This is a genomic window from Streptomyces sp. SCA2-17, assembly GCF_044336695.1.
On sequence record NZ_CP117521.1, the window covers coordinates 6,689,488 to 6,711,726 of the forward strand.

Below are 22,239 nucleotides of genomic sequence, written 5' to 3' on the forward strand. Positions count from 1 at the left end.
ATGATCGGGGCCGGGACGCGTGGAATGCGGGCATGACTGATTCGTCCTCCACAGACACCGTCTTCGTCTTCGTGCACGGGGCCTGGCACGGCTCCGGGCAGTGGGCGGCGACGCAGCGCGCTCTCGCCGCACTCGGTGCCGCCAGCCTGGCCGTCGACCTGCCGGGACACGGCTTCGACGCGCCGCTGCCCAGCGGATACCTCCAACCGGGACAGCCGGGCCTGTCGACCGAGAAGTCCGCGCTCGCCGCCGTGACGATGGACGACAGCGCCGAGGCCGTGCTGGACACACTGCGCCATGCCCGCCACCACCGTCGTGTCGTGCTCGTCGCGCACAGCGCGGGCGGCGGCCCCGCGTCAGTGGCAGCCGAGCGCGCCCCCGAACTCGTCGACCAGATCGTCTACCTCTCGGCCTTCGTGCCCGCCGGACGACCCCGGTTCTCCGACTATCTCGACTCGCCCGAGAACGCCACGGCCTGGGGCCGGAGCCTCAACCTCGGCGACCCCGGGGAACTGGGCGCCGTGCGGATCAACCCGCTCTCGCAGGACCCCGCCTACGTCGAGGAACTGCGGCAGACCCACTACCACGACACCGCTCCGGACCGCTTCGACCGCTGGCGCTCGGCACTGAGCCCCGATCTGCCGCTGGCGATCCCCACCACCCCGGTCATCGTGACCGCGCAACGGTGGGGGCGCGTCCCGCGGACCTTCCTGCGCTGCGCGGACGACCGGGCGCTGCCGACGGCCGTGCAGGATCTGATGATCGCGGAAGCCGACCGGGCCGTGCCCGGCAACCCGTTCACCGTGCGGACCCTCCCAGGCAGCCACAGCCCGTTCGCCGCCCGGCCCCGTGAGCTCGCCGCGGCCCTGCTGCCGTGAGCGGCGGACGCCTCGTGCTGCCGGTGGTGCTCAGCGCCACTTGCGTGCAGCTGCTCCACGTCACTGTCGCCCAGGCGGCCGCGCCGGCGATCCAGGCCGGACCGGACCGCCGACGCGGGCGCCCTGCAACTGCTCCTCGCCGGATACACCCTGACGTACGCGTGCCTGCTCATCCCCGCCGCACGGCTGGGCGACCGGTACGGCCACCGCCGGGTCTTCGGAGCAGGCACCGTGGTCTTCACCGCGGCTCAGTGGCCGGTGCGTGCATGGCCTCGGCGCCGGGTCGGGCTCCGGATTGCTGTCGACAGGACAGCAACTCGGTGGATCCGGGGATGCCGAGTGGCCTTAGCTCGGTGGCTCCCGGGGATGCCGAGTGGCCTCACCGGCTGGGGTGCCGTCCTCGCCCGGACCCGGTCACCGGATCCCGGTGGCTCCTGTCACCACGCGTTGATGACCGGCGCGCCGGGTTCGTGCTGCCGCCAGGCCTCGTTGAGGCGCGCGAGCCGGTCCGCGGCGGCGATGCCGCGCAAGGACACGACCTTGCCGTCGCCGACCTCGAACGCCACGGCGCCCACGACCCGGTCCTCGACCACGGCCAGGACGGCCGGGGAGCCGTTGACCAGCGCGATATGCATCGCGGGAGAGCCGCCGGCCAGCCGCCGCTTCGCCGGCGTGGGCTTGAAGCCGGCCCGTACGTAGGAGGCGACGCGCTCGCGCGTCGTGTACCGCAGCAGCCGCCTGGCCAGTCCGGCGCCGTCCGAGACCGCGATCACGTCGGCGGTGAGCAGCGCCACCAGCCGCTCGGTGCGCCCCGACACGGCGGCGGCAAGGAACTCCTCGACGACCCGGCGCGCCGACGCGGGGTCCACCTCGTCGCCGTCGCGGCGCTCGGCGGCGACCCGGCGTCGTGCCCGGTGGACGTGCTGCTGACTCGCGGACTCGGTGATGTCGAGGATCCCGGCGATCTCGGCGTGGGGGTAGGAGAACGCTTCACGCAGGACGTAGGCGGCCCGCTCGACCGGCGAGAGGCGCTCCATGAGGGTCAGTACGGCCAGGGACACCGACTCGCGCTGCTCGAAGGTATCGGCCGGGCCGAGCATCGGGTCGCCCTCGAGGAGCGGCTCGGGCAGCCAGGCACCGGCCGCGCGCTCATGGCGCACCTGCGCCGAGCGGAGCCGGTCGACGCAGAGATTGGTGACGACCTTGGTCAGCCACGCCTCCGGGACCTCTATCCGTTCGCGGTCCGCGGCCTGCCAGCGCAGGAACGCGTCCTGCACGGCGTCCTCGGCGTCGGCCGCCGAACCGAGCAGACGGTACGCGAGCGAGGCCAGCCGGTCCCGGCCGGCCTCGAAACGATCGATGGCTGCGCTGTCCATTTGCCCTATGCGGCGACGACACTCACACCGGCCCGGTCAGGCGCGGTGGCCAGGCGGCGCTTGCGCTTCGGCATGCCGAAGGTGGGGTGGTCGATGCCCCAGCCGGCTCCCTTGAGTACGCCCGACTTGAGCCGCGCGGCGGTCCGGCCGCCCAGGTACCAGGACTTGGACCGGACGTCCTCGTCCACCATCTGGAAGATCGCGTCCCGCCGCCCGAGGCTGATGTGGTTGCCGTAGTACTTCAGGCCGGTGGCCGGGACCTCACTGCCCGTCAGGCGCGCGATGATCGCGGCGGTCGCCTGCATGTTGGTCAAGCCGGCCGACGCACAGGACATCGGCAGCGGCCGGCCGTTCTCGCCGATCGCGTAGGCGCAGTCACCGGCGGCGTAGACGTCCGGGTGCGAGACCGAGCGCATGGTGCGGTCGACGACGATCCGGCCGCTCTCGGCGACCTCCAGGCCGCCGGCGGCCGCGATGGGGGGCACGGCGAACCCGGCCGACCACACGGTCACGTCGGCCGGGATGGACCTGCCGCCGGCGGCGATCGCCCGCGTCGGCTCGACCGCCTCGATGCCGGTGTGCTCATGGACGGTGATGCCGAACCGGTCGAAGGCCTGGCGCAGGTGACGGCGGGCCTTCGGGGAGAGCCAGGCGCCCAGCTCGCCGCGGGCGGCGAGCGCGACCGAGAGGTCGGGCCGGGACTCGGCGAACTCGGTGGCGGCCTCGATGCCGGTCAGCCCCTCACCGACGACCAGCACGGTGCCGCCCTCGCCCAGGCCGGCCAGGCGCTCGCGCAGGCGCAGCGCCGAGCACCGGCCGGCCACGTCGAAGGCGTACTCGGCCACGCCGGGGACGCCATGGTGGGCGACGGAGCTGCCGAGCGCGTAGAGAAGCGTGTCGTACGCGAGCTCGCCGTCGCCGTCCTCGCCGGTCACGGCGACGGTCCTGCGCTCGGGGTCGAGGCCGGTGACACGCGCCAAGCGCAGCCGCACCCCGGTGCCCGCGAATACGTCGGCGAGCTTGCGGGGCGCGAGGCCCTGGCCGGTCGCGAGCTGATGGAGCCGCATCCGCTCAACGAAGTCGGGCGCGTCGTTGACGACGGTGATCTCGGTGTCGGCGGGGGAGAGCCGGCGGGCCAGGTTTCCGGCGGCGAAGGCCCCGGCGTATCCGGCGCCGAGGACGGCGATGCGGTGCTTCATGGCGTTGCTCCTGTCTCGTTCGCGTGCCCCTTGAACGAGACGGCGCCCCGATTGCTGACAGGGTTCGGGTGTGACGCGGGTCACCGATCGGCTACGGATCTTGATGGCCACTACCGGTCGGCGTCACCGTCTGATCGTTGGCCGCCCAGCCGGACCCGGATGCCCGCGGTTCAGCTGCCGCAGGGCATCCTGCGGCAGCCGGCGTGGCCTCAGCGTTCTGGCTAGGGGGAGGAGATGCGGCAAGGGGAGTGTGCGTAGTCGCCGCGATCCGCCGGTGGCTCCACCGTTGATCCGCATGGGCCGGGTTGATCCGCATGGGCCGGCCGTTGGGGGCGTGAGCCGGGCTCCGACACGCTCCCCACGTTACCTGCTTTCAAATGGTGCGCCGGCAGGAGGAGTTGCTTCGGTCGCGCGCAGGAACTCCTTGAGGGCGGCAGCGAGTTTTTCCGGCTGGTCCTCGGGGATGAGGGTGGATGAGTCGGCGATCTCGATCAGCCGTCCCTTCGGGTACAGCTCGGCCAGCCGGGGACCGTGTTCACGCGGCATCAGGGGGTCCTCGGTGGCCCAGACGACCAGGACCGGGCGGTCGAAACCGCTCAGCTGCCGGCTCCAGTCGAGCAGCGTCTCGCGGTCGGGTGCCGAGGTGGCGAACTTGGCGAAGTCCCGGCGGATGGCTTTGCTCCCGGTCGCCGGAGCGAACCAGTTCTTCATGATCTCGTCCGGGATGCCACGGCGGCTCATCCCGCCGTACCCCTTGGGGTGGGAACGGACCGCGGGGATGCGCATCAGCTGGGTCAGGAGCCGGAGGCCGCCGGGGATCCGGCACACGGCGGCCAGTGCCTTGGCCGGTTTCGGGGGGTAGTTGTCGAACGCCTCGCAAGCCACCAATACGAGCCGGGCGACTCTTCGGCCCTGCTCCTCCAGGACGAGGAACTGGCCGCCACCCCAGTCGTTGAGGACAAGGGTCACGTCTTCCAGCCCCAGCCGCTCGATGAACTCGCCCAGCAGTCGTGCGACACCGCGGTGCGAGAGGTCGGCGTCGGGATCCATCGGCCGGCGGTGGCCTCCCAGGGGCAGCGTCGGCAGGATGCAGCGATACCCGTCCAGGAGGGGCACCACCTTGCGCCACTGCGCGCCGTCCATCGGCACGCCGTGGCCGAAGACGAGGACCGGTCCGTCACCGCCGGTGTCCTGGTAGTCGATCGGCCCGGATGACAACTCGATACCCGGCATCGAACCCTCCTTGAAAGACTGTTCCGCTGGAACACCTGATCATGCAGACCGCCGGGCTCCTGGCCCGGGCGCTCGCCCGGCAACACCTCGGTGCAGGGCCCGCGCCGTCCTTCGACGTGTCGTCAAGTGAGTGCCCTGGCCAGGAGCTCGGCGGTCTTCACGATCAGTGGATTGTCGGGCTCGGCCTTGAGGTCGTGCTTGGTGGTGAGGACGGCCAGTACGACCGGCGAGCGGTCCGGGAGCCAGGCGACGCCGACGTCGTTGTTGGTGCCGTAGTCGACCGCGGCACCAGTTTTGTCGGCGACGGCCCAGTCCTTGGGCAGGCCTTCACGGAAGCGGTGGGTGCTGGTGGTGTTGTTGAGCAGCCATGTGGTGAGCCGTTCCCGGTCGCGCTGGTCGAGCGCGGTGCCGAGGGTGAGGTGTGCGTATGTCCGCGCGATGGCACGTGGGCTGGTGGTGTCCTCCACGCGCCAGGGCTCGGAGGAGTTCAGCTCCGGCTCCCACCGGTCCAGGCGGGTTGTGGTGTCACCGAGGGAACGGCAGAAGCGTGTGATCGCAGTCGGCCCGCCGAGCCGGCGGAGCAGCAGGTTGCCCGCGGTGTTGTCGCTGAAGCGGATTGCGGCGTCACAGAGCTCCTCGACGGTCATGCCCTCGGACAGGTGATTCTTCGTGATGTCGGAGTTGTCGACCAGGTCCGCCTGCGTGTACCGGATGCGCCGGGCAAGGAACTCGCCGTTCCGGTCCAGGTCCCTGAGGACCGCCGCCGCAGCGAGTGGCTTGAACACGGACAACATAGGGAAACGTTCATCCGCCCTATGTGTCACGGTCCTGCCTGTGACGGTGTTGTGGGCAAACACTCCCAGCCGGGCACCGTGTTCCTGCTCGAGGGCGCGTAAGCGTCCCTCGACGTCCCTCCGGTTCTCCGGCGGGGCAGCGAACGATGAACCGCCGCCTGCGACGCCGGTAGCCGCTGCCATTGCGGCGCCAAGGGTGAGAAGTCTGCGGCGCGTAAGCCCGGTGCGTGGTGCACTCATGATGGCTCTCTCTCTTCGGCATCGGCGTACCAGTCGAAAGCGTCGTGATGGTCACCGGTAAGAAGCTTTGCGGTCATCTGCGCGCATCTAAGGTCCGCCCCCGTGGTCCGCGGGCGGTCGCCGGTATACGGCCCGCGGACGAAGCAGCAGCCACTGGCACCCGCCGGCCGGCGGTGCGAGCCGAGCCCAGGTCTGAACCGTTCCGCCGTTCCCCCGAGACGGCGGAACGGCTCAGACCCGGGCTCGCACCATCCGCTCCTCCGCGCCCGCGATCCAGAAGTACACGAGAGGCAGGGCGAGTTCGATCACCATCAGCAGCACCTGGAACCCGTGCGGCCGGCCCTCCACCGCGATCGACAGCACCCTGCTGAGCCCACCCAGCAGGAATATCCCGGTCAGCAGCCGCACCGCCACCGCCGGGATCGGCGACTGCCGGGCGGCCCACAGCCAAGCCAGCCCGTACCCGGCGAGGATCGCGCCCATGAACCGGCCGAAGCTGTCGACAGTCGCGCCCGCGTCCTCGGCGCCCGGTACCGCTGCGTTCCCCAGTGCCACGTGGTACAGCCCGATCGCCACGCATGCGATTCCCATCGCCCATACGAGCACCCGCAGAGTCCTGGCCATGCTCCGACCCACCGCCCCCCATGTAATGGACACGTGTCTACTAGCGTAGCGGCCGTTAGTAGACGCGTGTCAAGTAAACTTCCTTCATGCCGCCCCGCCAGCGCCTGACCCCCGCCGACCGCCGCGCCCAACTCCTCGCCGTAGGCGCGCAGCTCTTCGCCGCCCGCCCCTACGAAGAGGTGCTGATGGAGGACGTCGCCACGCAGGCAGGCGTGTCCCGCGCACTGCTCTACCAGCACTTCCCCAGCAAGCGTGACCTCTTCGCGGCCATCTACCAGGAGGCGGCCGACCAACTGCTCGCCAAGAGCCGGTTCGACCCCGACGGCAACCTCATCGAGCAGCTCATCGAGGGCATGGACGCCCACCTCGACTACTTCATCGCGAACCGCAACACCATCCTCGCCGGCAACCGCGTCCTCGCCGGCGACCCCCTCATCCAGACGATCAGCGCGAACGAACTCGACGTCATCCGCGCCCGTCTGCTGAGCGTCCTCCCCGTCGCGGACGACACCGCCCGCGAGGCCGTCTCCCAAGTCCTCAAGAGCTGGCTCGTCTTCGTCCGGATACTCGTCGTCGACTGGCTCACCAACGAAACCTGCACCCGCACCGAACTCCGCGACGTATGCGTCGGCTCCGTCCTCGGTGCCATCCGTCCCCTCCTCCCCACCGACCCCGCACCCCAGTAGAAGCGCGCGGCGCACTCACAAAGCCGCGCCGTCGCCGCGCCGTGACCCCGGCACGAGGCCGAATCCGGTCTTCCGGCTCCGACCGACAGCTCACTCCCCAGCACTGACGGAAGTCCAGAGTTTCCCTGTTGCCCCTCTGCAAAGCAGACCGGGAAACCGGCGATGAGCTGCGGAGACGGTCTGCGGGACACAGCGCAGCACCGGCTGCCGTCCCAGCGCCGCGGCGGCGGCCGCCTCGCCGGAGCCCGCCCGGATCCGCTCAAACCCCGGCCTGGACCCTAGCGCCGGGCGACAGCCAGCACGCTCAGGCCGAACATCAGGACACCGAGGGGGAGATGGACCGAGGGGACGTGCGCGATGCCGAGCACGACCTGGACCGAGGCGAGTACGAGGAATCCCGACGCGTGCCAGATGGGCCGGGGCGAGCCGCCACCCGGCTTCCAGGCCAGCACCGCCGCGAGCACGTACAGCATCGACGCCCCGTACATCACCCGGGCTCCGACACTGTGCAGCGTCTGCCCGTAGGAGGAGGACAGCAGCAGTCCGGCGGAGACCGCCTGAAGGAAGATGGTGAGGGTCTGTAGGACGAGCGTGATCTGTAGGAAGGTGGAGCCGCGCCGTGCGTTCGTCGCCGTCGTCGGCTCAGGCGTCACCTCTGTGGCCATGTCACTGTCCTCTCTCCGTCCCCGGGCAGGGGTCGATAAGGTCCCACCAGTGCGACGACGCAGGCCTGCGAAAGGTAAGGCGATGGGGGCGATCGGACACATGGGGACTGCCAGGACTGGTGCGGACGGGATAGCCGGTGAGCGGCGGCGGCTGATCAATGTCGCTTACCGGTTGCTCGGTTCGGTGACCGAGGCCGAGGATGCCGTGCAGGATGCCTATGCCCGCTGGTACGGGCTGCCGCCGAGCCGGCAGGAGGAGGTCCTCTCTCCCGGCGCCTGGCTGACGACCGTGACCGGCCGCATCTGCCTGGACCTGCTCGGCTCGGCGCGGGCCCGCCGTGAACACTATGCCGGGGCGTGGCTGCCCGAGCCGCTGCCCGACCGCACCGAGTGGGACCATCCGGGCGGTCCCGGTTCCGGTTCCGGTCCCGGCGCCGGGGCCGCCGGGCATGCGGACCCCGCCGACCAGATCGTTCTGGACGAGTCGGTGACCATGGCCTTCCTCGTCGTCCTGGAGACGATGACGCCCGCCGAGCGGGTCGCCTTCGTCCTGCACGACGTCTTCCGGTATCCCTTCGCCGAGATCGCCGACGTCCTCCGGCGCACCCCTGCGGCCTGCAAGCAACTGGCGGCCTCCGCCCGCCGCCGGGTGAGGACCGCGCGCGCCCCGGTGCCGGCGGCCGGCCACGCGGACGTGGTCAGACAGGTCAAAGAGGCATGGGAGACCAAGGACATCGCGGCCCTCGTCGGCCTCCTCGACCCCGCTGCCGTCATGACCGCCGACGGCGGCGGCATCGCCAGCAGCATCTTGCGCCCCGTCGAGGGCGGCGCGCGCATCGCCCAGTACCTGATCGCCATCGCCGACAAGGCCTCCGGACTCAACCTCGTGCAACGTTCGGTCAACGGGGCGCCGGGCCTGGTGGCCCGGCGTGACGGCGTCGTCATGACCGTGGCCTCGTTCGACGTCTCCGGCGGCCGCGTCACCCGGATCTGGGCGATCCGCAACCCGCAGAAGCTACGACCGTGGGCGCGGGAGGCCGGCTGACGCCCGTCGCCTCAGCGCGCGATCGTCCCGCAATGCTGCGCCGCTGCTCGGATCCGCTTCCAGGACTTCGGCTGAGGAACCGGGATTCCCGCCTGAGGCCGGGATGACTCCGCAAGTGAGGGCGCGCCGCTGCCGCCCGCTCCGGGCATTGGCGCCGGCTTCGACGGGGTGAACAGCCAGGCGTCGAAGAGCGCTTGCAGCGGCTTGCCGGAGAGCCGCTCCGAGAGGCGTACGAAGTCCTGCACCGAGGCGTTGCCGTACCGCTGCTCCTGCTGCCACTGTTTGAGGACGGCGAAGAAGTCCTTGTCACCGATCCGGTTGCGCAGCGCCTGCAGGGCCATGGCCCCACGCTGGTACACGGCGTAGTGCATCGGGTGGTCCGCGCCCGGGTCGGCGGGCTTCACCTGCCAGAACGGGTCGTCGGCCGGAAGGGAGGCGTAGGCGTAGTCGGCGAGTTCCTGGGCGGTGCCCTCACCCTCCTTCTCCGACCACAGCCACTGGGCGTACGTCGCGAAGCCCTCGCTCAGCCAGATGTCGCTCCAGCCGCGCACCGAGACGCTGTTGCCGAACCACTGGTGCGCGATCTCGTGCACGACAACGTCGACGAACGCGCCGTACTCGAACATCCGGGGTGTGTAGAACGGTCTCGTCTGTGTCTCGATGGCGCCGCGGCCCGGCACGTTCGGCACGAAACCACCTGCCACCGTGAAGGGGTAGGGCCCGAAGAGGGAGCTCGCCCAGTCGACGACCTCGCCGGTGCGCTCCAGGCTGGCCTTCGCCGGGGCGAGGTTGTCGCCGAGATCCTTGCTGTAGGCGTTGATGACCGGGATGCCGCTTGCGGTGGTGCCCTCGGTGATGTCGAACTTGCCGATGGCGAGCGTGCTCAGGTAGCCGGCCTGCGGCCGGGTCGAGCGCCAGTTGTAGCGCGTCCAGCCCAGCTTCGAGGCCTTCGAGGCGAGGACGCCGTTGCTGATCGCCTGCAGCCCGTCCGGCACGGCGACGGAAATGTCGTAGGTGGCCTTGTCGGCCGGGTGGTCGTTGCTGGGATACCACCACGGTGCCGACGACGGTTCGCCCACGACCACCGCACCGTCCGGGGTGGGGTGCCAGGCCGCATTGCCGTTGACCTCCTTCTCCGAAGGCCTGCCGCCGTAGCGGACGACGACCGTGAGCGGACTGCCCCGCTCCAGGGCCTTGGCCGGCGTGACCTCCAGCTCGTGCGCGCCGGACCGGGCGAAGGCCGCTTTCTTCCCGTTGACCAGGATCTCGTCGACGTCGAGGAGGAAGTCGAGGTTGAAGCGGCTCAGGTCCTGGGTGGCGGTGGCGAGGAGGGTCGCCGTCCCGTCCAGACGGTCCGTCCGCGGCTGGTACTTCAGCCGGAGGTCGTAGTGCGAGACGTCGTAGCCGCCGTTGCCGGCGTCGGGGTAGTAGGGGTCCCCGATACCGGCCGCACCCGGCGTGGGGGCCGCGGCCGAGGCCGGGACGGCGAGCAGCAGACAGGCGGCGGCAGCGCTGGTGAGAGTCGTTAACCCGCGACGCATGTGATCGTTCCCCATTCGTAGGCAAGATCGGTTCTGCGCAGCCTACGAAGGGAACACACATGCGGGAAGGGCGAACAGGACGGATGCGGGGCCGACCGCTGACCGTGACGACGCGGGCCGTGTGCGCGGTGGCCTATGACGCGTGCATCACAAGCCTGCGTCGTCAGGGTGCACTCGTCAGCCGGCGCTGGGAAGCAACTGCGGCGCAAAATTCTTGATCATGGTGTTGGCCCAGCGGACCTGCCGCAGGGTCTGCGGGTGGCAGGAGGACGCGGCGTTCAGGAGCCGGCCGTCGCGCGTGGCTTGCGCGGCTTGGGCGAGCATCTCCCAGTGGATCGAGTTGTCGGAGGCGGAGAGGTAGAGGGCGCGGAGGTCGTGCAGGAGGAGGAGCCCCGGTTCGGGGCGGCGGTCGCGGTCTTCGGCGGTCTTCGCGCGCACCGTGGCCGCGACGCTGTGGGCCGAGGAGCCTGCCGGCCCGGTGAGGTCGCGACCGTAGTGCGGGGCGATGCCGGCGAGCCGGGCCGCATGCTCGCGGGACCAGCGGGCGAGGTCGGTGGCGACGTGGCGGATCTCGTGCTCGGCGCGGTGGCGTTCGGCCACGGCGAGCAGGTCTTCCGCCAGACCCAGCTCACCGTGGTGCAGTGCGTACAGCGTCCAGGCGATGCCTTTCACGGCCGGCCCTCCTCGGAGGCGGCTGCGGCCGTGGTGTGGAGTGCGTACGCTTCCGGGCCGCCGGCCGTGGCGGGAACGCGGCCGGGCGCGGCCGGTGCGGATGCGGTCGTCGTCGGTGCCGGCGCGGGTGTGCCGTCCCCGCGCGCGACGAGCGTCACGCGCGCGGCGCCGGTCTTGAACAGGGGCTGTTTGGAGACCGGGTCCCAGTCGGTGACGGTCGTCTCGTTCGCCGCGCGCCCGCGCCCCTCGGGCGGGTGGTTGCCCTCGGGCGTGTCCCAGTAGCCGTAGTGGAAGGGCAGGAAGACCGTGCCGTCGCGCATGGCCGTGACGCGCAGACGGCAGCGGACGGCACCGCGCGCGGTGGTCACCTCCACGTGGTCGCCCTCGCCGAGTCCGTGTGCCACGGCCTCGGCCGTGGAGAGTTCCGCCCACATGCCGGGGGCGGCGGCGTTCAGTTGCGGGGCGCGGCCGGTCTTCGTACGGGTGTGGAAGTGGTAGAGGGTGCGACCGGTGATGAGCCGCAGCGGGTAGCCGGGCGAGGTGTCCTCGTGCGGGGGCAGGTACGCGGCGGCTTTGATGACGGCCTTGCCGTCGGGGTTGAGGGAGCGGTACTCGACCGGCTCGACGGAGGCGCCGGTCACCAGATCCTTGCCGTAGCTCTCGCAGGTGTCGGGGTGGGCCCAGCCGGCGCCGCCGGCGTAGAGGCGTTCGGTGCCGTCGGGGGCCTGCTCGTTGCAGGGCCACTGGACGCCGCTGCCGCCGCGCAGCTTCCCGTAGGTCAGGCCGGTGTAGTCGCAGGGGCGGCCGGCGCTGCACCGTTTCCACGCCTCGAAGGAGGATTCCGGGTCGTGCCAGGTGATCAGCGGCCCGCCGTCCTTGTCGCGGAAGCCCATGCGGGCGGCGTAGTCGAGGAAGACGTCCAGGTCGGGCCGGGCCTCGCCGGGTGGGTCGACGGCCTTCTCCGACAGGTGCACCGTGCGGTCGGCGTTGGTGAAGGTGCCGGTCTTCTCGCCCCATGCGGCGGCGGGCAGCACGACGTCGGCGAGCTGGGCGGTCTCCGTCAGGAACAGGTCCTGGACGACGACGAACAGCCGCTCCTGGGTGAGGATCTTCCGGATGCGGGCGAGTTCGGGCAGGGAGACGGCAGGGTTGGTGCCGCTGATCCACAGCATCCGGACCGAACCCTGCTCCGCGTAGCGGAAGATCTGCATGGCGTGGGTGGGCGGCGCGTAGTGCGGGATGGTCTCCGGCGTCACGTTCCACACCTTTGCCAGGTCGGCGACGTGCGCGTCGTTCTGCCAGTTCCGGAAGCCCGGCAGGTCGCCGTCGGCGCCGCACTCGCGGGTGTTCTGCGCGGTGGGCTGGCCGTTCATCTGGAGCACGCCGCAGCCGGGGCGGCCCAGCATGCCGCGGAGCAGGTGCAGGTTGTTGACCTGTACGGCCGCGGCGGTGGCCTGGTGCGACTGGTAGACCCCCTGCAAGACGGTTGACAGCAGCCGCTCGGCACCGCCGATGACCTCTGCGGCGCGCTCGATCTCCGGGGCCGGTACGTCGCAGATGCGCGCCGCCCACGCGGGGTCGCACTCCTCCACGCGGGCCGCCAGCTCGTCGAAGCCCACCGTGTGCGCCCGCACGTACGCCTCGTCGACCCGGCCGGCCCGGATGATCTCGTGCAACAGGGCGTTGAGCAGCGCGACGTTGGTTCCCGGACGGGGCGCCAGATGGACCGTGGCCTGCCGGGCGACGGGGGTGGGCCGGGGGTCCACGCAGACGAGGCGGGGCGGTGCGCTTCCGGCGAGCCGGTCCAGGACCCGCATCCACAGCACCGGCTGCGTCTCGGCCATGTTGTGCCCGAACAGCGCGATGACGTCGGCGTCATCAACGTCCGCGTAGGAGCCCGGCTGGCCGTCGCAGCCGAACGTCTCCTTCAGCGCCTCCGCCGCGGTTGCGGTGCACAGGCGGGTGTTGCCGTCCAGATGGTTGGTGCCGATGCCCGCCCGCGCGATCACCGCAAGGGTGTAGTACTCCTCCAGGAACAGCTGGCCACTGGTGTAGAAGCCGATCGCCCCCGGGCCGGACCGCTCCAGGTGCTCCTTCGACCGGGCCACGACCCGGCCCATGGCCGTGTTCCAGTCGGAACCCACGAGCCGTCCGCCCTCGCGCACCAGCGGCCGCGTGAGCCGGTCCGGCGACGCGTTGGCCTGCCAGCCGAAGAGGTCCTTGGGGCCGAGCCGGCCGCGGTTGACCCGGTCTCCGGCACGCCCCCGTACTCCCACGATGCTGTTCGCCGCCACGGCGATGTCCATCGCGTCACCGTTCGAGTGCAGGACCGACGCCGACTGCACCCACCGCTCGACGCCGCCGGGTTCCGTCCCCGCCCGCAGGTGCGTGTCGACGCGGACCGGCCAGGGACTGCCCGGCTCGTACGGCGTACGCGGGCCCCAGGGCTCTGCGATCCGGTCCGTCGAAGCTTCCACAGCCCCACACCTCTACCAGATCCGCCGTTCCCGGACGCGGATCCGGCATGACGCTCCGGCACGCCTCACCCGCAAAGCCCTGGGACAGTGCCTACGAGTGCGTGCTGCCCCCTAGCGGGTGTGCAGCACCAAGGCGGGGTACGCACCACCGGTTAGAAGGCCTCGGAAGGGGAACCCGTCAACCGTGCCTTTGCCACCGGACCGGGGGGAGCTCACGGCCGGACTCGTGCGGTGCCTCGCGCAGGAGCCCGGCAGGGTCCCCGTGCCGCCCGTCTCCCTGGCCGACCGGGCGGCCGCGTACGGTGACGACCTCCAGCTGGCGCTCCACCTCTGCTACGAGCTCCACTACCGGGGCCTGCCCGGCGTCCGTGACGTCTGGGAGTGGGACCCGGACCTGCTGCGCCTGCGCCGGGCGCTCGAGGACCGGTTCCTGGCGGCCCTGCGGGCCGACGTGCCGTCCGGGGACGATGCGGGGGCGGCGCTGGAATGCCTCGTGCACGAGCCGCCCGACGCGCGGACGCTCACCCACTTCCTCCGGGACGAGGGCCGGCCGTGGCACCTGCGGGAGTACGCCGTGCACCGCTCGCTGTACCAGCTCAAGGAGGCCGATCCGCACGCGTGGATGATTCCCCGGCTGACCGGCCGGGCCAAGGCGGCTCTCGTGGCCGTCGAGTACGAGGAGTTCGGTGCCGGGCGGGCCGACCGCGTGCACGCGGAGCTCTACGCCGCGCTGATGCGCGACCTCGGTCTCGACGACTCCTACGGCCACTACCTGGACGCCGTGCCGGCCGCCACGCTGGCGACGGTCAACCTGATGTCGCTGTTCGGCCTGCACCGTGCCCGGCGCGGCGCCTTGGTGGGGCACTTCGCCGTGCTGGAATGCACGTCCCCACCGGCTTCCCGGCGGCTCGTCGAGGCCATGGAGCGGCTCGGCGAGGGCCCGGCCGCCCTCGCCTTCTACACGGAGCACGTCGAGGCGGACGCCGTCCACGAACAGCTCGTGCGCCACGATCTGGTGGGCGACCTGCTCCACCGCGAACCCCACTTGGCCGCCGACACCGCCTTCGGGATCGCGGCAACGCTGTGGCTGGAGGACCGGCTCGCCGCGCACGTGCTGCGTGCCTGGGGGGCGGACCGCAGCTCACTGCGTGTTCCCCTGTCCTGAGTCCCGCTGCCGGCTCGGACGGTCCACCGGTGCGGGGGCACGGTGGCTCGTGTCGCACCACGGGAAGGAACGGCTGCGGCGGCACATGCACAACGCCACCACGGGCCGGTCCGACCTCATGAGCGTGCCGTCCTCACCCTCGACCTCCACCGGCCCCTCGACCAGCAGGGGCTCGCCGGGCCTCCATCGCACACGGCGCGCTTCCTTCGGCGGCGGGCGCACGGGCGGTTCCGCGGAGCACTCCTCAGCGCTGGGCACGGATCACCACCAGTTCCTCCTTGTCCTGCCCCGGACCGAGCAGCCCCCGCTCGCGCAGCCACCCCGCCCGCGACCGCAGCACGGGCCCCAGGGGTACCAGGGCACGATCGGCCACCCGCACCGCAAGTCCCGCAGCCGCCAGGAGCGTACGGGTGCGCTCCACGTCGCACAGCGCCGAGTGCACCATCAGCAGCACCCCGGAAGGGCGCAACAGCCCCGGCACACCGGCGCACAGCCGGTCGACGACCTCCCGGCCGTCCTCGCCCGCGTCGTGCTTCCGGGCACGGCGCCCGGGAGCCGGGACCGTGCGCCCACCGAGCCCGCCCCCGGCGGGAGGGGACGGCAGGTACGGCGGATTCGCGAGCACCAGGTCGAAGCTCCGCCCCGCCACGGGGGCCAGCAGGTCACCGCGCAGCGTACGGATACGGCGGTGGGCCAGGAAGCCGTTGAACCGTGCGGTGAGCAACGCTCTGCGGGACACGTCCACGGCGGTGACGTCCGCGGCCCCCAGAAGCGCCGCCTCAACGGCCAGCACACCACTGCCCGTGCCCACGTCGAGCACACGGGCGCCGGGCCGGAGGGGTTCGCGCCGCAGGGCGTGCCGCAGCAGGCGCGTGTCCTCCTGCGGCACGTAGACCCCGGGGAGAATCATGTGCGCCCCCCCTCAGAGGAGTCCGGGACGGTACGGAAAGCGGTGTTGCTCCCGCAGGAAGCACTTCCTCTCGCAGTGGGCACTTCCTCTCGCCGGGGGAGCGGTGAACGGACCCTTCCGCTCTGGCCGGGTTCCCCCGGCCACCGGGCCGAAACAACCCCTCCGCATCAGGCGTCCTCGGCGGGCCTTACGACCACTTTCACGCTCTTCATCGTCGGGTCCGCCGCGTCGGGGATCAGCATGCCGGCCTCCACCCCCGTGCGCAGATAGCGCAGCACTTCCGTGCCGAGCCGCTCGCCCGGCAAGGCTGCGGGGATACCGGGCGGGTAGGGGGTCAGCATCTCCGCCGCGACGCGGCCGGCGGCTTCGTCCCGGGGCACGAGCTCGGTGCGGCCGAAGAACGCGTCGCGCGGCAGCATCACCTGCTCCAGGCGAAGCTCCGCCGGGTCGGGAACCTCTACCCGTACGTCGGTGCGCAGGGCGCGGGCGTGCCGGGACAGGTCTCGGAGGGCGGTGAGCAGCCGGCCCGTGGTCAGTGTGTCGTCTGCGTGGGTGAGCTGGGCGCTGATGCGGCGGTGGTCGCACACGTGCAGGTTGATCCGGTGGTGTTCGCGGAGCCAGTCCCCGGCCCGGTAGCCGGTCGTGCCCAGGCCGGACACGTCGATGATGATCTGCAGGGGGTCGAGGTCGGCGGCGCGTCCGGGGGCGCAGAAGTCGGCGCGGTCGTGCACGTGCATGCCGTCGATGTCCTCGATCTGCGCGCGCAGCCGTCCGGCGAGGGCGAGGGCGTCGCTGTAGAGGGCCCGGCCGTGCTCGGCCATCTGCCGGCGCCAGCCGTCGAGTGCCGCATAGACGAGGACGGAGGGGCTGGTGGTGCCGAGGAGGTCTGCACATGCCTTGAGGGCGTTCGCGCCGATGCGGTCACCCTGAAGATGGAAGACGGAGCTCTGTTCCAGCCCGGAGCCCATCTTGTGCACCGACGTGACGCAGACATCCGCTCCGGCGTCCATGGCCCAGGCCGGCAGGTCCGGGTGGAACGGCAGATGGGCGCCCCACGCCTCGTCGACGACGAGCGGTTTGCCACGGCGGTGACAGACGGCCGCGATGTCGGCGAGCGCGGCACAGGTGCCGTACGGGGTGGGGCTGGTGACGAGGGCCCCGCGGGCATCGGGGTGCCTGTCGAAGGCCTCCTCAAATGCCTGTGCGGACGGTGGGTGGGCCAGGTGCAGGCCGGGATCCCACTGGGGATCCACCCAGACGGGCCTGATGCCGGCGAGCACGAGTCCGGAGACGACCGACTTGTGGGCGTCGCGCCCGATGATCAGTTCCTCGTGCGGCCCGGCGACGGCGAGCATGGCCGCCTTGACGGAGAGGGAGCTGCCGCAGGTGGAGAAGAAGGTGTGCTCGGCACCCACGGCATCGGCCATCAGCGCCTGGGCCCGTTCGAGAACGCGGTGCGAGGAGGTCCGGTCGTCCAGCCCGCTGGTGGCCAGGACGTCGCTCATGAACACCGCGTCCCCCAGCGCCTCCCGCACCCGTGGGTCGGCGCCGCGGCCCTGTTTGTGGCCCGGAGGTGTGAACGGTGTCTGCTCGGTGGCGTGGTAATCGGCGAGGGCGTCCAGCACGGGGGCACGGGAATGGTCCGGGGAGGCGTGGTCCATGGGACTCCGGTTCCCCGCCAGGTAGCGGGGAAACAGGGCCCGCCCGGCTCGTCGGGCGGCTCGCGGGAAGCTGCCATAACTTCGAAGGGCAGGGGCATACGGAGGCGGGAAGCCGACCGGAGGACGACAGGGAGGACGCCGTGCAACGGTCACAGCGGAACGGCAGCTGGTGGACCCGGGTGCGGCGAAGCTACGAGCAGGGCACCGACGAAGCCGGGGAAGGACGTCCCTTGCTGGGCTATACGGTGCTGCTCGGCGGGTACGCGGCACTGACCGCGTCTGCCGTGGGAATCGCAGCGGTCAGGCGCCGTACCACGCCCGCACGGCCTTCCGCGGCCGATCTCGCCCTGCTCTCGGTCGCCACGTTCCGCCTCAGCCGGATGCTCGCCAAGGACTCCGTGCTCTCCCCGCTACGGGCGCCCTTCGTCACCTACCAGGAGCCCGCCGGTCCCGGCGAGGTCACCGAAGCCCCGCGGCCGGGACCCGTGCGCCATGCCGTCGGCGAACTCCTGACCTGCCCCTTCTGCCTGACCCAGTGGGTGGCCACGGCCGGTGTCGCCGGTCTGCTGCTGTTGCCCGTGACGACGCGGTGGGTGGCCGGCGGCATGACCGTCATCTCCGCCGCCGACCTCCTCCAGATCGGATACGACGCACTCAAGTGACCCACGCCCGAAGGTCCCGAAGGCGCGGGCCGGGTGCCCCACGGCGTGGGCTCAGTATCCTGGCCGGCACGGCCTACCGCCCGGTGGGGGCCTGACGGCCTGACCTCATTTCAGATGCCGGGTGAAGAACTGGGCCGCGGCGTCCCCCGCGAACTGCGGGACGCCGGTGTGCCCGCCCATATTGGCGTGGAGGGTTTTTTCCTCGGAGCCGAAGGCGTCGAACAGGTCCAGGGCCGCCTGCCGGTCGTTGCCTTCGTCGTCCCACTGCAACAGGACGTGCAGGGGAAGGGTGACCTGGCGGGCCTCTTCGAGTATGGCGCGAGGTATGAAACTCCCGGCGTAGAGTGCGGCGGCCACGATGCGCGGCTCGACCACCGCGAGGCGAACACCGATGGAGATGATTCCCCCCGAGTATCCGACCGGGCCGCCGATCCCGGGCAGCGACAGGAGAGCATCCAGGGCGGCCTGCCATTCGGGGACCGCCTTGTCGACGAGCGGCAGGACGAGGGCGTCGATGATCTCGTCGCTGACCGGCTCGCCGGCCTCCATAGCCCGGCGCAGGTCGGCGCGGGCCTGCTCTGCCGCGGCCCAACGGGGCCGGTCGCCGCTTCCGGGGAGCTCGATGGTGGCCGCGGCGAAGCCGTCCGCCACGGCGCGCCGGGCCCGGGCCACCAGCCGCGGGTACATCTTGTGCAGTCCGAGCGGGGGGGTGCCGAGAAGGATCAGCGGCACCGGGGCGGATGCGGATGCGGGCGTCCACAGGACGCCGGGGATCTCGCCGAGGGTGAATTCGCGCTCGAGAACGCCGTCGCCGAGGTGCTGTTCAGAAGTGAAGTGCATGGTCGTGCCTTTCGGGAGTGCTTTTGAACGGCGCTCCCGGACGACCTATCGCCCGACCGTGACCCCGGAGGAGAGCACCCATGTCGATACTGCGTTCACGGGTACCACCTCCTCGTTCTCTCGCACGGCCTCCGGAAGGTTAGCAGGGGTCACCGTGGTCCGCCCAACGGGTTTTTGCGCATCCCCACGCAGTCCTGGGGACCGGGGGAGGGGAGAGAGAGGAACCCGCCGCCCGCCGCCGGAGCCCGGCCACCCTCACATCGCGCCGATCCGTGGGAAGACGGACTCCTCCAGCACGATGCCGAGGCCGGCCGCGACAGGGATGGCGATGAGCGCACCGATGACTCCCAGCAGCGCGCCGCCGACCACGACGGCGACGACGGTGACGATGGGATGCACGTTGACGGCGTACGTCATGGCCCTCGGCATGATCAGGTAGTCCTCGGCCAGCCGGAAGCCGATGTAGAAACCCGCCGTGCCCAGGGCCACGGGGAAGGACACCGCCAGAGCGACCAGGCTGACCACCACGCCGCCGATGGTCGAGCCGACCACCGGCACCATGTCCATCAGGGCGACGAACATGCCGAGGACCGCCGCGTACGGCACGTCCAGGCCCACGCACCACAGGAACGTGGCCAGGCCCGCGATCGCCGACGTGATCACATTGCCCAGCATGTACCGTCCGACCCGCAGCAAGATCCTCTCGCTGAGATCGACCACACCGGCCCGCCGGCTGAGCGGGACGAAGCGGTAGGCGAAGCGCTTCAACTGCTCCATGCCCACCATGAGGTAAATGGTCACCACGACCACCAAGGCCGTGCCGGTCACGGCGCTGATGACGATCTGGCCCGCGCCGAGCAGCCCCCCGATCAACGCCTGGCCGGCGCCCGATCCGAGCTGCTCGCGGGCCCTGGACACCAGGTGGTAGCGGTCCTCCAGGCGGCCGAGGGTGGAGTGGTGGTCGTGGAGCTGCTTGAGCCACTCCGGCACGGCCTCGACGAAGGCGGAGATCTCGTTGGAGATCACGGGAACGACGAGCGCCAGGAAACCGGCCAGTAGGGCGAGCAGGCCGATGACGACGACGGTCACCGCGGGGCCCCGGCCGAGCCGGCGTCGCGCCAGCCACGCCACCACCGGCTCCAGGCTGATCGCCACGAACAGCGCGAGCAGCAGGAGGGTGAGGATCCCGCTGATCCGCAGCACGGTCTCCAGCAGCGTGTAGGCCAGGGTCAGCCCCAGGCCGACGCTGAACGCGGTGGCGAACCACGACGACGTCGGCCGTACCCGGAAGCCGTGCCCGCCACGCGGCTGCCGCGGGACGTCCGCGGCACCGCCGGACGCCGCACTGCCGTGTTCGAAACCCTTCCCGGCCAGCGCTTCCGCCCTTCCACCGCTCCACAGCCGAGTGATCATCGACCTCGAAATAGCATGGCATATGTACATAGAATGGTGGTTAACCGGCACGCACAGGGAGGTGCGGCTCCATGTCAACAGGGACACTTCTGGAGATCATCATCCCGATCGTCGTGGTGGTCGCCCTGGTCGCGGCGGGCGCCGTGCTGATCACCCGGCGCCGTCGCCTCCGCGAGCGCTTCGGCCCGGAATACGACCGGACGGTCGAGGGCGCTGACAGCAAGCGGGCCGGTGAGCGCGAGCTCAGAGCCCGCGAGAAGCGCCACGACGAGCTGGACATCAAGCCACTGCCCGACGCCGCACGGGACCGCTACACCCGGGAGTGGAGCAGCGTGCAGCAGGAGTTCGTGGACCGGCCGGAGGACGCCGTGCACGACGCGGACCACTTGGTCGTCTCACTGATGCACGAGCGCGGCTATCCGACAGAGGGATTCGAACAGCAACTCAAGGACCTCTCGGTCGAACACGGCCGCACTCTCGAGCACTACCGGGCCGCTCACGAGATCGAAACACTCAGCGTCCGGAGCAAGGCCACCACGGAGCAGCTGCGGGGCGCCATGGTGCACTACCGGGCCCTGTTCGACGAACTGCTCTCCGACGGCGGGCAAGCACAGCACGCCCGGGCCTGAACGACCCGAACGCCGCAGGCAGACGGGACGGAGGAACCATGCACAGCAACGACACGCCGGACCCCATGGAAAGCGGCCTGTCCACCGAGGACCTCGCTCGCGCTTCCGAAGGGCCGGCCGACACCCCGGAAGAACCGCCGTCAGGCGTTCCCGCCTTCCCGGGCGAGGCCACCGAACCACTGGATGACCGGGCCGAGCCCCGGGCCGCGGACACCGCCACAGACGAGGAGGAGACTCCGCCGCTCCTGCCGGCGGAGGACGAGGAGGACTACCGCGAACGCTGGCAGGAGGTCCAGAGCAGATTCGTGGACGACCCCAGAGAGGCCGTACACGCCGCCGACGCCCTGGTCGCTGAGGTCATGCAAACCCTGGCCACCACCTTCGCCGAACACAAGCACGACCTCGAAGGGCAGTGGAGCAAGGGCGAGCAGGCGGACACCGAGGACCTCCGCAAGGCCTTGCGCCGCTACAGGTCGTTCTTCAACCGCCTGCTCAGCACCTGAAAACCAGTCCCGGCTTTGCATCGTGACCGAGGACGTGCGGGGTGCGCCGGCTGTGTGAGGCGTCCCTCTCCCGCCGTCGTGGCGCTGGACGCCCGGGGAGGTCGACCATGTGGTCATGACCTCCTCACCCCGCCCGCCGCGCGTCGGTGGCCGACCGGATCCGATAGACGGGACTACCGCGCTCGGCGGAGAGTCCTCTCCCGCCCGCGGGTATCTGCTGGACAACGCGCGCGCCGAGGCGGGCGAGCGATTCGTCCAGCTCGCCGAGCTGTTCGACGGTGTGACGCGCGGGCACTTCGACCGACTGGGGGTGGGGGCCGGCTCGCGCTGCTGGGAAGTGGGGGCCGGTGGCCCCGGTATCCCGGAGGCCCTCGCGGCGGCCGTCGGTCCGACCGGGCACGTGCTGGCCACGGACATCGACCCGTCGTGGCTGGAGGCAGGCGACGGGTACGAGGTGCGCCGGCACGACGTCGCCGCTGATCCGCCCCCGGAGCCGGGGACCTTCGATCTGGTGCACGCCCGGCTCGTGCTGGTCCATATACCCGACCGGGCCCGCGCGTTGGCCACGATGGTGGCAGCGCTACGGCCCGGCGGCCGGCTCCTGGTCGAGGACGCCGATACCGCTCTGCAGCCACTGGCATGCCTGGACGACAGCGGCCCCGCGCAGCGGCGGGCCAACCGGCTGCGCGACGCGGTCCGGGAGCTGCTGACGCGCCGCGGCGCGGACCTGCGCTACGGCCGGACACTGCCGCGGGCATTGCGTGAGGCCGGTCTGGTGGATGTCGCCGCGGCGGGCTTCTTCCCGGTCGGCGGGCCGGCCTGCGACCGGCTGGAGGCGGCGACGATCCGGCACGTGCGCGGTGAGTTGCTCGCGGCCGGCCTGGCCGACGACGCCGAGATCGACGCGCACCTGGCCGCCATCGACGCGGGCGAACTCGACCTGACGCTCGCGCCGCTGATCTCGGCCTGGGGACGCCGTCCGGCCGAACACCCGTAGGCACTCGGTCAGGTGCGGATCCAGGCCGG

The 22,239-nt window shown here is 71.2% G+C and carries 22 protein-coding genes; 8 read left to right on the top strand and 14 right to left on the bottom strand.

The window, feature by feature from the left end; translation table 11 throughout:
• Window positions 1-32 precede the first annotated feature (32 nt).
• Window positions 33-878 (top strand): alpha/beta fold hydrolase, encoded by an 846-nt coding sequence (locus PS271_RS29750; RefSeq protein ID WP_398386164.1) that lies wholly within the window; start codon window positions 33-35, stop codon window positions 876-878.
• A 437-nt stretch (window positions 879-1,315) separates the two neighbouring features.
• Here the strand turns inward: PS271_RS29750 and PS271_RS29755 are convergent, their stop codons facing one another.
• The 5 genes from PS271_RS29755 to PS271_RS29775 all read right to left on the bottom strand — a co-directional run bounded on the left by PS271_RS29755 (window position 1,316) and on the right by PS271_RS29775 (window position 6,344).
• A complete protein-coding gene (locus tag PS271_RS29755; RefSeq protein WP_398386166.1) occupies window positions 1,316-2,254 on the bottom strand; it encodes a sigma-70 family RNA polymerase sigma factor in 939 nt (312 codons plus the stop codon).
• A gap of 5 nt (window positions 2,255-2,259) precedes the next feature.
• A complete protein-coding gene (locus PS271_RS29760) occupies window positions 2,260-3,453 on the bottom strand; it encodes an NAD(P)/FAD-dependent oxidoreductase (RefSeq protein ID WP_398386167.1) in 1,194 nt (397 codons plus the stop codon).
• A gap of 363 nt (window positions 3,454-3,816) precedes the next feature.
• Window positions 3,817-4,686, bottom strand: coding sequence for an alpha/beta fold hydrolase (locus tag PS271_RS29765; RefSeq protein ID WP_398386168.1), 870 nt, complete (start codon window positions 4,684-4,686; stop codon window positions 3,817-3,819).
• Between the two features lie 122 nt (window positions 4,687-4,808).
• A complete protein-coding gene (gene bla / locus PS271_RS29770) occupies window positions 4,809-5,720 on the bottom strand; it encodes a class A beta-lactamase (protein ID WP_398386170.1) in 912 nt (303 codons plus the stop codon).
• Between the two features lie 231 nt (window positions 5,721-5,951).
• The gene (locus PS271_RS29775) at window positions 5,952-6,344 is read right to left on the bottom strand and encodes a DUF4345 domain-containing protein (RefSeq protein ID WP_398386171.1); all 393 of its coding nucleotides are present in this window, start codon (window positions 6,342-6,344) and stop codon (window positions 5,952-5,954) included.
• A gap of 86 nt (window positions 6,345-6,430) precedes the next feature.
• Between PS271_RS29775 and PS271_RS29780 the strand changes: the two genes are divergently transcribed.
• Window positions 6,431-7,030, top strand: a complete 600-nt coding sequence (locus tag PS271_RS29780) for a TetR/AcrR family transcriptional regulator (RefSeq protein WP_398386172.1) — start codon at window positions 6,431-6,433, stop codon at window positions 7,028-7,030.
• A 278-nt stretch (window positions 7,031-7,308) separates the two neighbouring features.
• Here the strand turns inward: PS271_RS29780 and PS271_RS29785 are convergent, their stop codons facing one another.
• Window positions 7,309-7,695, bottom strand: a complete 387-nt coding sequence (locus PS271_RS29785; RefSeq protein WP_398386173.1) for a hypothetical protein — start codon at window positions 7,693-7,695, stop codon at window positions 7,309-7,311.
• Window positions 7,696-7,795: 100 nt separating this feature from the next.
• Here PS271_RS29785 and sigJ point away from each other — a divergent pair, with 100 nt between their 5' ends.
• Window positions 7,796-8,740 carry an RNA polymerase sigma factor SigJ gene (gene sigJ, locus PS271_RS29790; RefSeq protein ID WP_398387116.1) on the top strand — a complete coding sequence of 315 codons (945 nt, stop codon included), beginning with the start codon at window positions 7,796-7,798 and terminating at the stop codon, window positions 8,738-8,740.
• Window positions 8,741-8,751: 11 nt separating this feature from the next.
• Here the strand turns inward: sigJ and PS271_RS29795 are convergent, their stop codons facing one another.
• From PS271_RS29795 to PS271_RS29805, 3 genes are all read right to left on the bottom strand, one after another.
• On the bottom strand, window positions 8,752-10,281 hold the full coding sequence (locus PS271_RS29795) for a M1 family metallopeptidase (RefSeq protein ID WP_398386175.1): 1,530 nt from the start codon (window positions 10,279-10,281) through the stop codon (window positions 8,752-8,754).
• Window positions 10,282-10,458: 177 nt separating this feature from the next.
• Complete coding sequence (locus PS271_RS29800) at window positions 10,459-10,953, bottom strand: hypothetical protein (protein ID WP_398386177.1); 495 nt, start codon at window positions 10,951-10,953, stop codon at window positions 10,459-10,461.
• Window positions 10,950-13,430, bottom strand: a complete 2,481-nt coding sequence (locus PS271_RS29805) for a molybdopterin oxidoreductase family protein (protein WP_398386178.1) — start codon at window positions 13,428-13,430, stop codon at window positions 10,950-10,952. The genes PS271_RS29800 and PS271_RS29805 overlap by 4 nt, the downstream gene beginning before the upstream one ends.
• Window positions 13,431-13,614: 184 nt before the next feature.
• Between PS271_RS29805 and PS271_RS29810 the strand changes: the two genes are divergently transcribed.
• The gene (locus tag PS271_RS29810) at window positions 13,615-14,595 is read left to right on the top strand and encodes an iron-containing redox enzyme family protein (RefSeq protein WP_398386180.1); all 981 of its coding nucleotides are present in this window, start codon (window positions 13,615-13,617) and stop codon (window positions 14,593-14,595) included.
• Here the strand turns inward: PS271_RS29810 and PS271_RS29815 are convergent.
• The 3 genes from PS271_RS29815 to PS271_RS29825 all read right to left on the bottom strand — a co-directional run bounded on the left by PS271_RS29815 (window position 14,572) and on the right by PS271_RS29825 (window position 17,166).
• Window positions 14,572-14,715: a CDGSH iron-sulfur domain-containing protein gene (locus PS271_RS29815; protein WP_398387118.1), complete on the bottom strand. Its 144-nt coding sequence runs from the start codon at window positions 14,713-14,715 to the stop codon at window positions 14,572-14,574. The two genes, PS271_RS29810 and PS271_RS29815, sit on opposite strands and share 24 nt — an antisense overlap.
• A 124-nt stretch (window positions 14,716-14,839) precedes the next feature.
• Window positions 14,840-15,505, bottom strand: a complete 666-nt coding sequence (locus tag PS271_RS29820; protein ID WP_398386181.1) for a HemK2/MTQ2 family protein methyltransferase — start codon at window positions 15,503-15,505, stop codon at window positions 14,840-14,842.
• 167 nt (window positions 15,506-15,672) lie between these two features.
• Window positions 15,673-17,166 (bottom strand): aminotransferase class I/II-fold pyridoxal phosphate-dependent enzyme, encoded by a 1,494-nt coding sequence (locus PS271_RS29825; protein ID WP_398386182.1) that lies wholly within the window; start codon window positions 17,164-17,166, stop codon window positions 15,673-15,675.
• 140 nt (window positions 17,167-17,306) lie between these two features.
• Between PS271_RS29825 and PS271_RS29830 the strand changes: the two genes are divergently transcribed.
• The gene (locus PS271_RS29830; protein ID WP_398386183.1) at window positions 17,307-17,828 is read left to right on the top strand and encodes a DUF1360 domain-containing protein; all 522 of its coding nucleotides are present in this window, start codon (window positions 17,307-17,309) and stop codon (window positions 17,826-17,828) included.
• 105 nt (window positions 17,829-17,933) lie between these two features.
• On the opposite strand, the gene PS271_RS29835 is transcribed toward PS271_RS29830, so the two are convergent.
• Complete coding sequence (locus PS271_RS29835; protein ID WP_398386185.1) at window positions 17,934-18,668, bottom strand: dienelactone hydrolase family protein; 735 nt, start codon at window positions 18,666-18,668, stop codon at window positions 17,934-17,936.
• A 255-nt stretch (window positions 18,669-18,923) separates the two neighbouring features.
• Entirely contained in the window at window positions 18,924-20,081 is a 1,158-nt protein-coding gene (locus PS271_RS29840; RefSeq protein WP_398386186.1) for an AI-2E family transporter, read from the bottom strand.
• A gap of 71 nt (window positions 20,082-20,152) precedes the next feature.
• Between PS271_RS29840 and PS271_RS29845 the strand changes: the two genes are divergently transcribed.
• The 3 genes from PS271_RS29845 to PS271_RS29855 all read left to right on the top strand — a co-directional run bounded on the left by PS271_RS29845 (window position 20,153) and on the right by PS271_RS29855 (window position 22,210).
• Window positions 20,153-20,710: a hypothetical protein gene (locus PS271_RS29845; RefSeq protein WP_398386188.1), complete on the top strand. Its 558-nt coding sequence runs from the start codon at window positions 20,153-20,155 to the stop codon at window positions 20,708-20,710.
• Between the two features lie 38 nt (window positions 20,711-20,748).
• Complete coding sequence (locus tag PS271_RS29850; RefSeq protein WP_398386189.1) at window positions 20,749-21,213, top strand: hypothetical protein; 465 nt, start codon at window positions 20,749-20,751, stop codon at window positions 21,211-21,213.
• A 115-nt stretch (window positions 21,214-21,328) separates the two neighbouring features.
• Window positions 21,329-22,210, top strand: a complete 882-nt coding sequence (locus PS271_RS29855; protein WP_398386191.1) for a methyltransferase domain-containing protein — start codon at window positions 21,329-21,331, stop codon at window positions 22,208-22,210.
• Window positions 22,211-22,239: the final 29 nt, after the last annotated feature.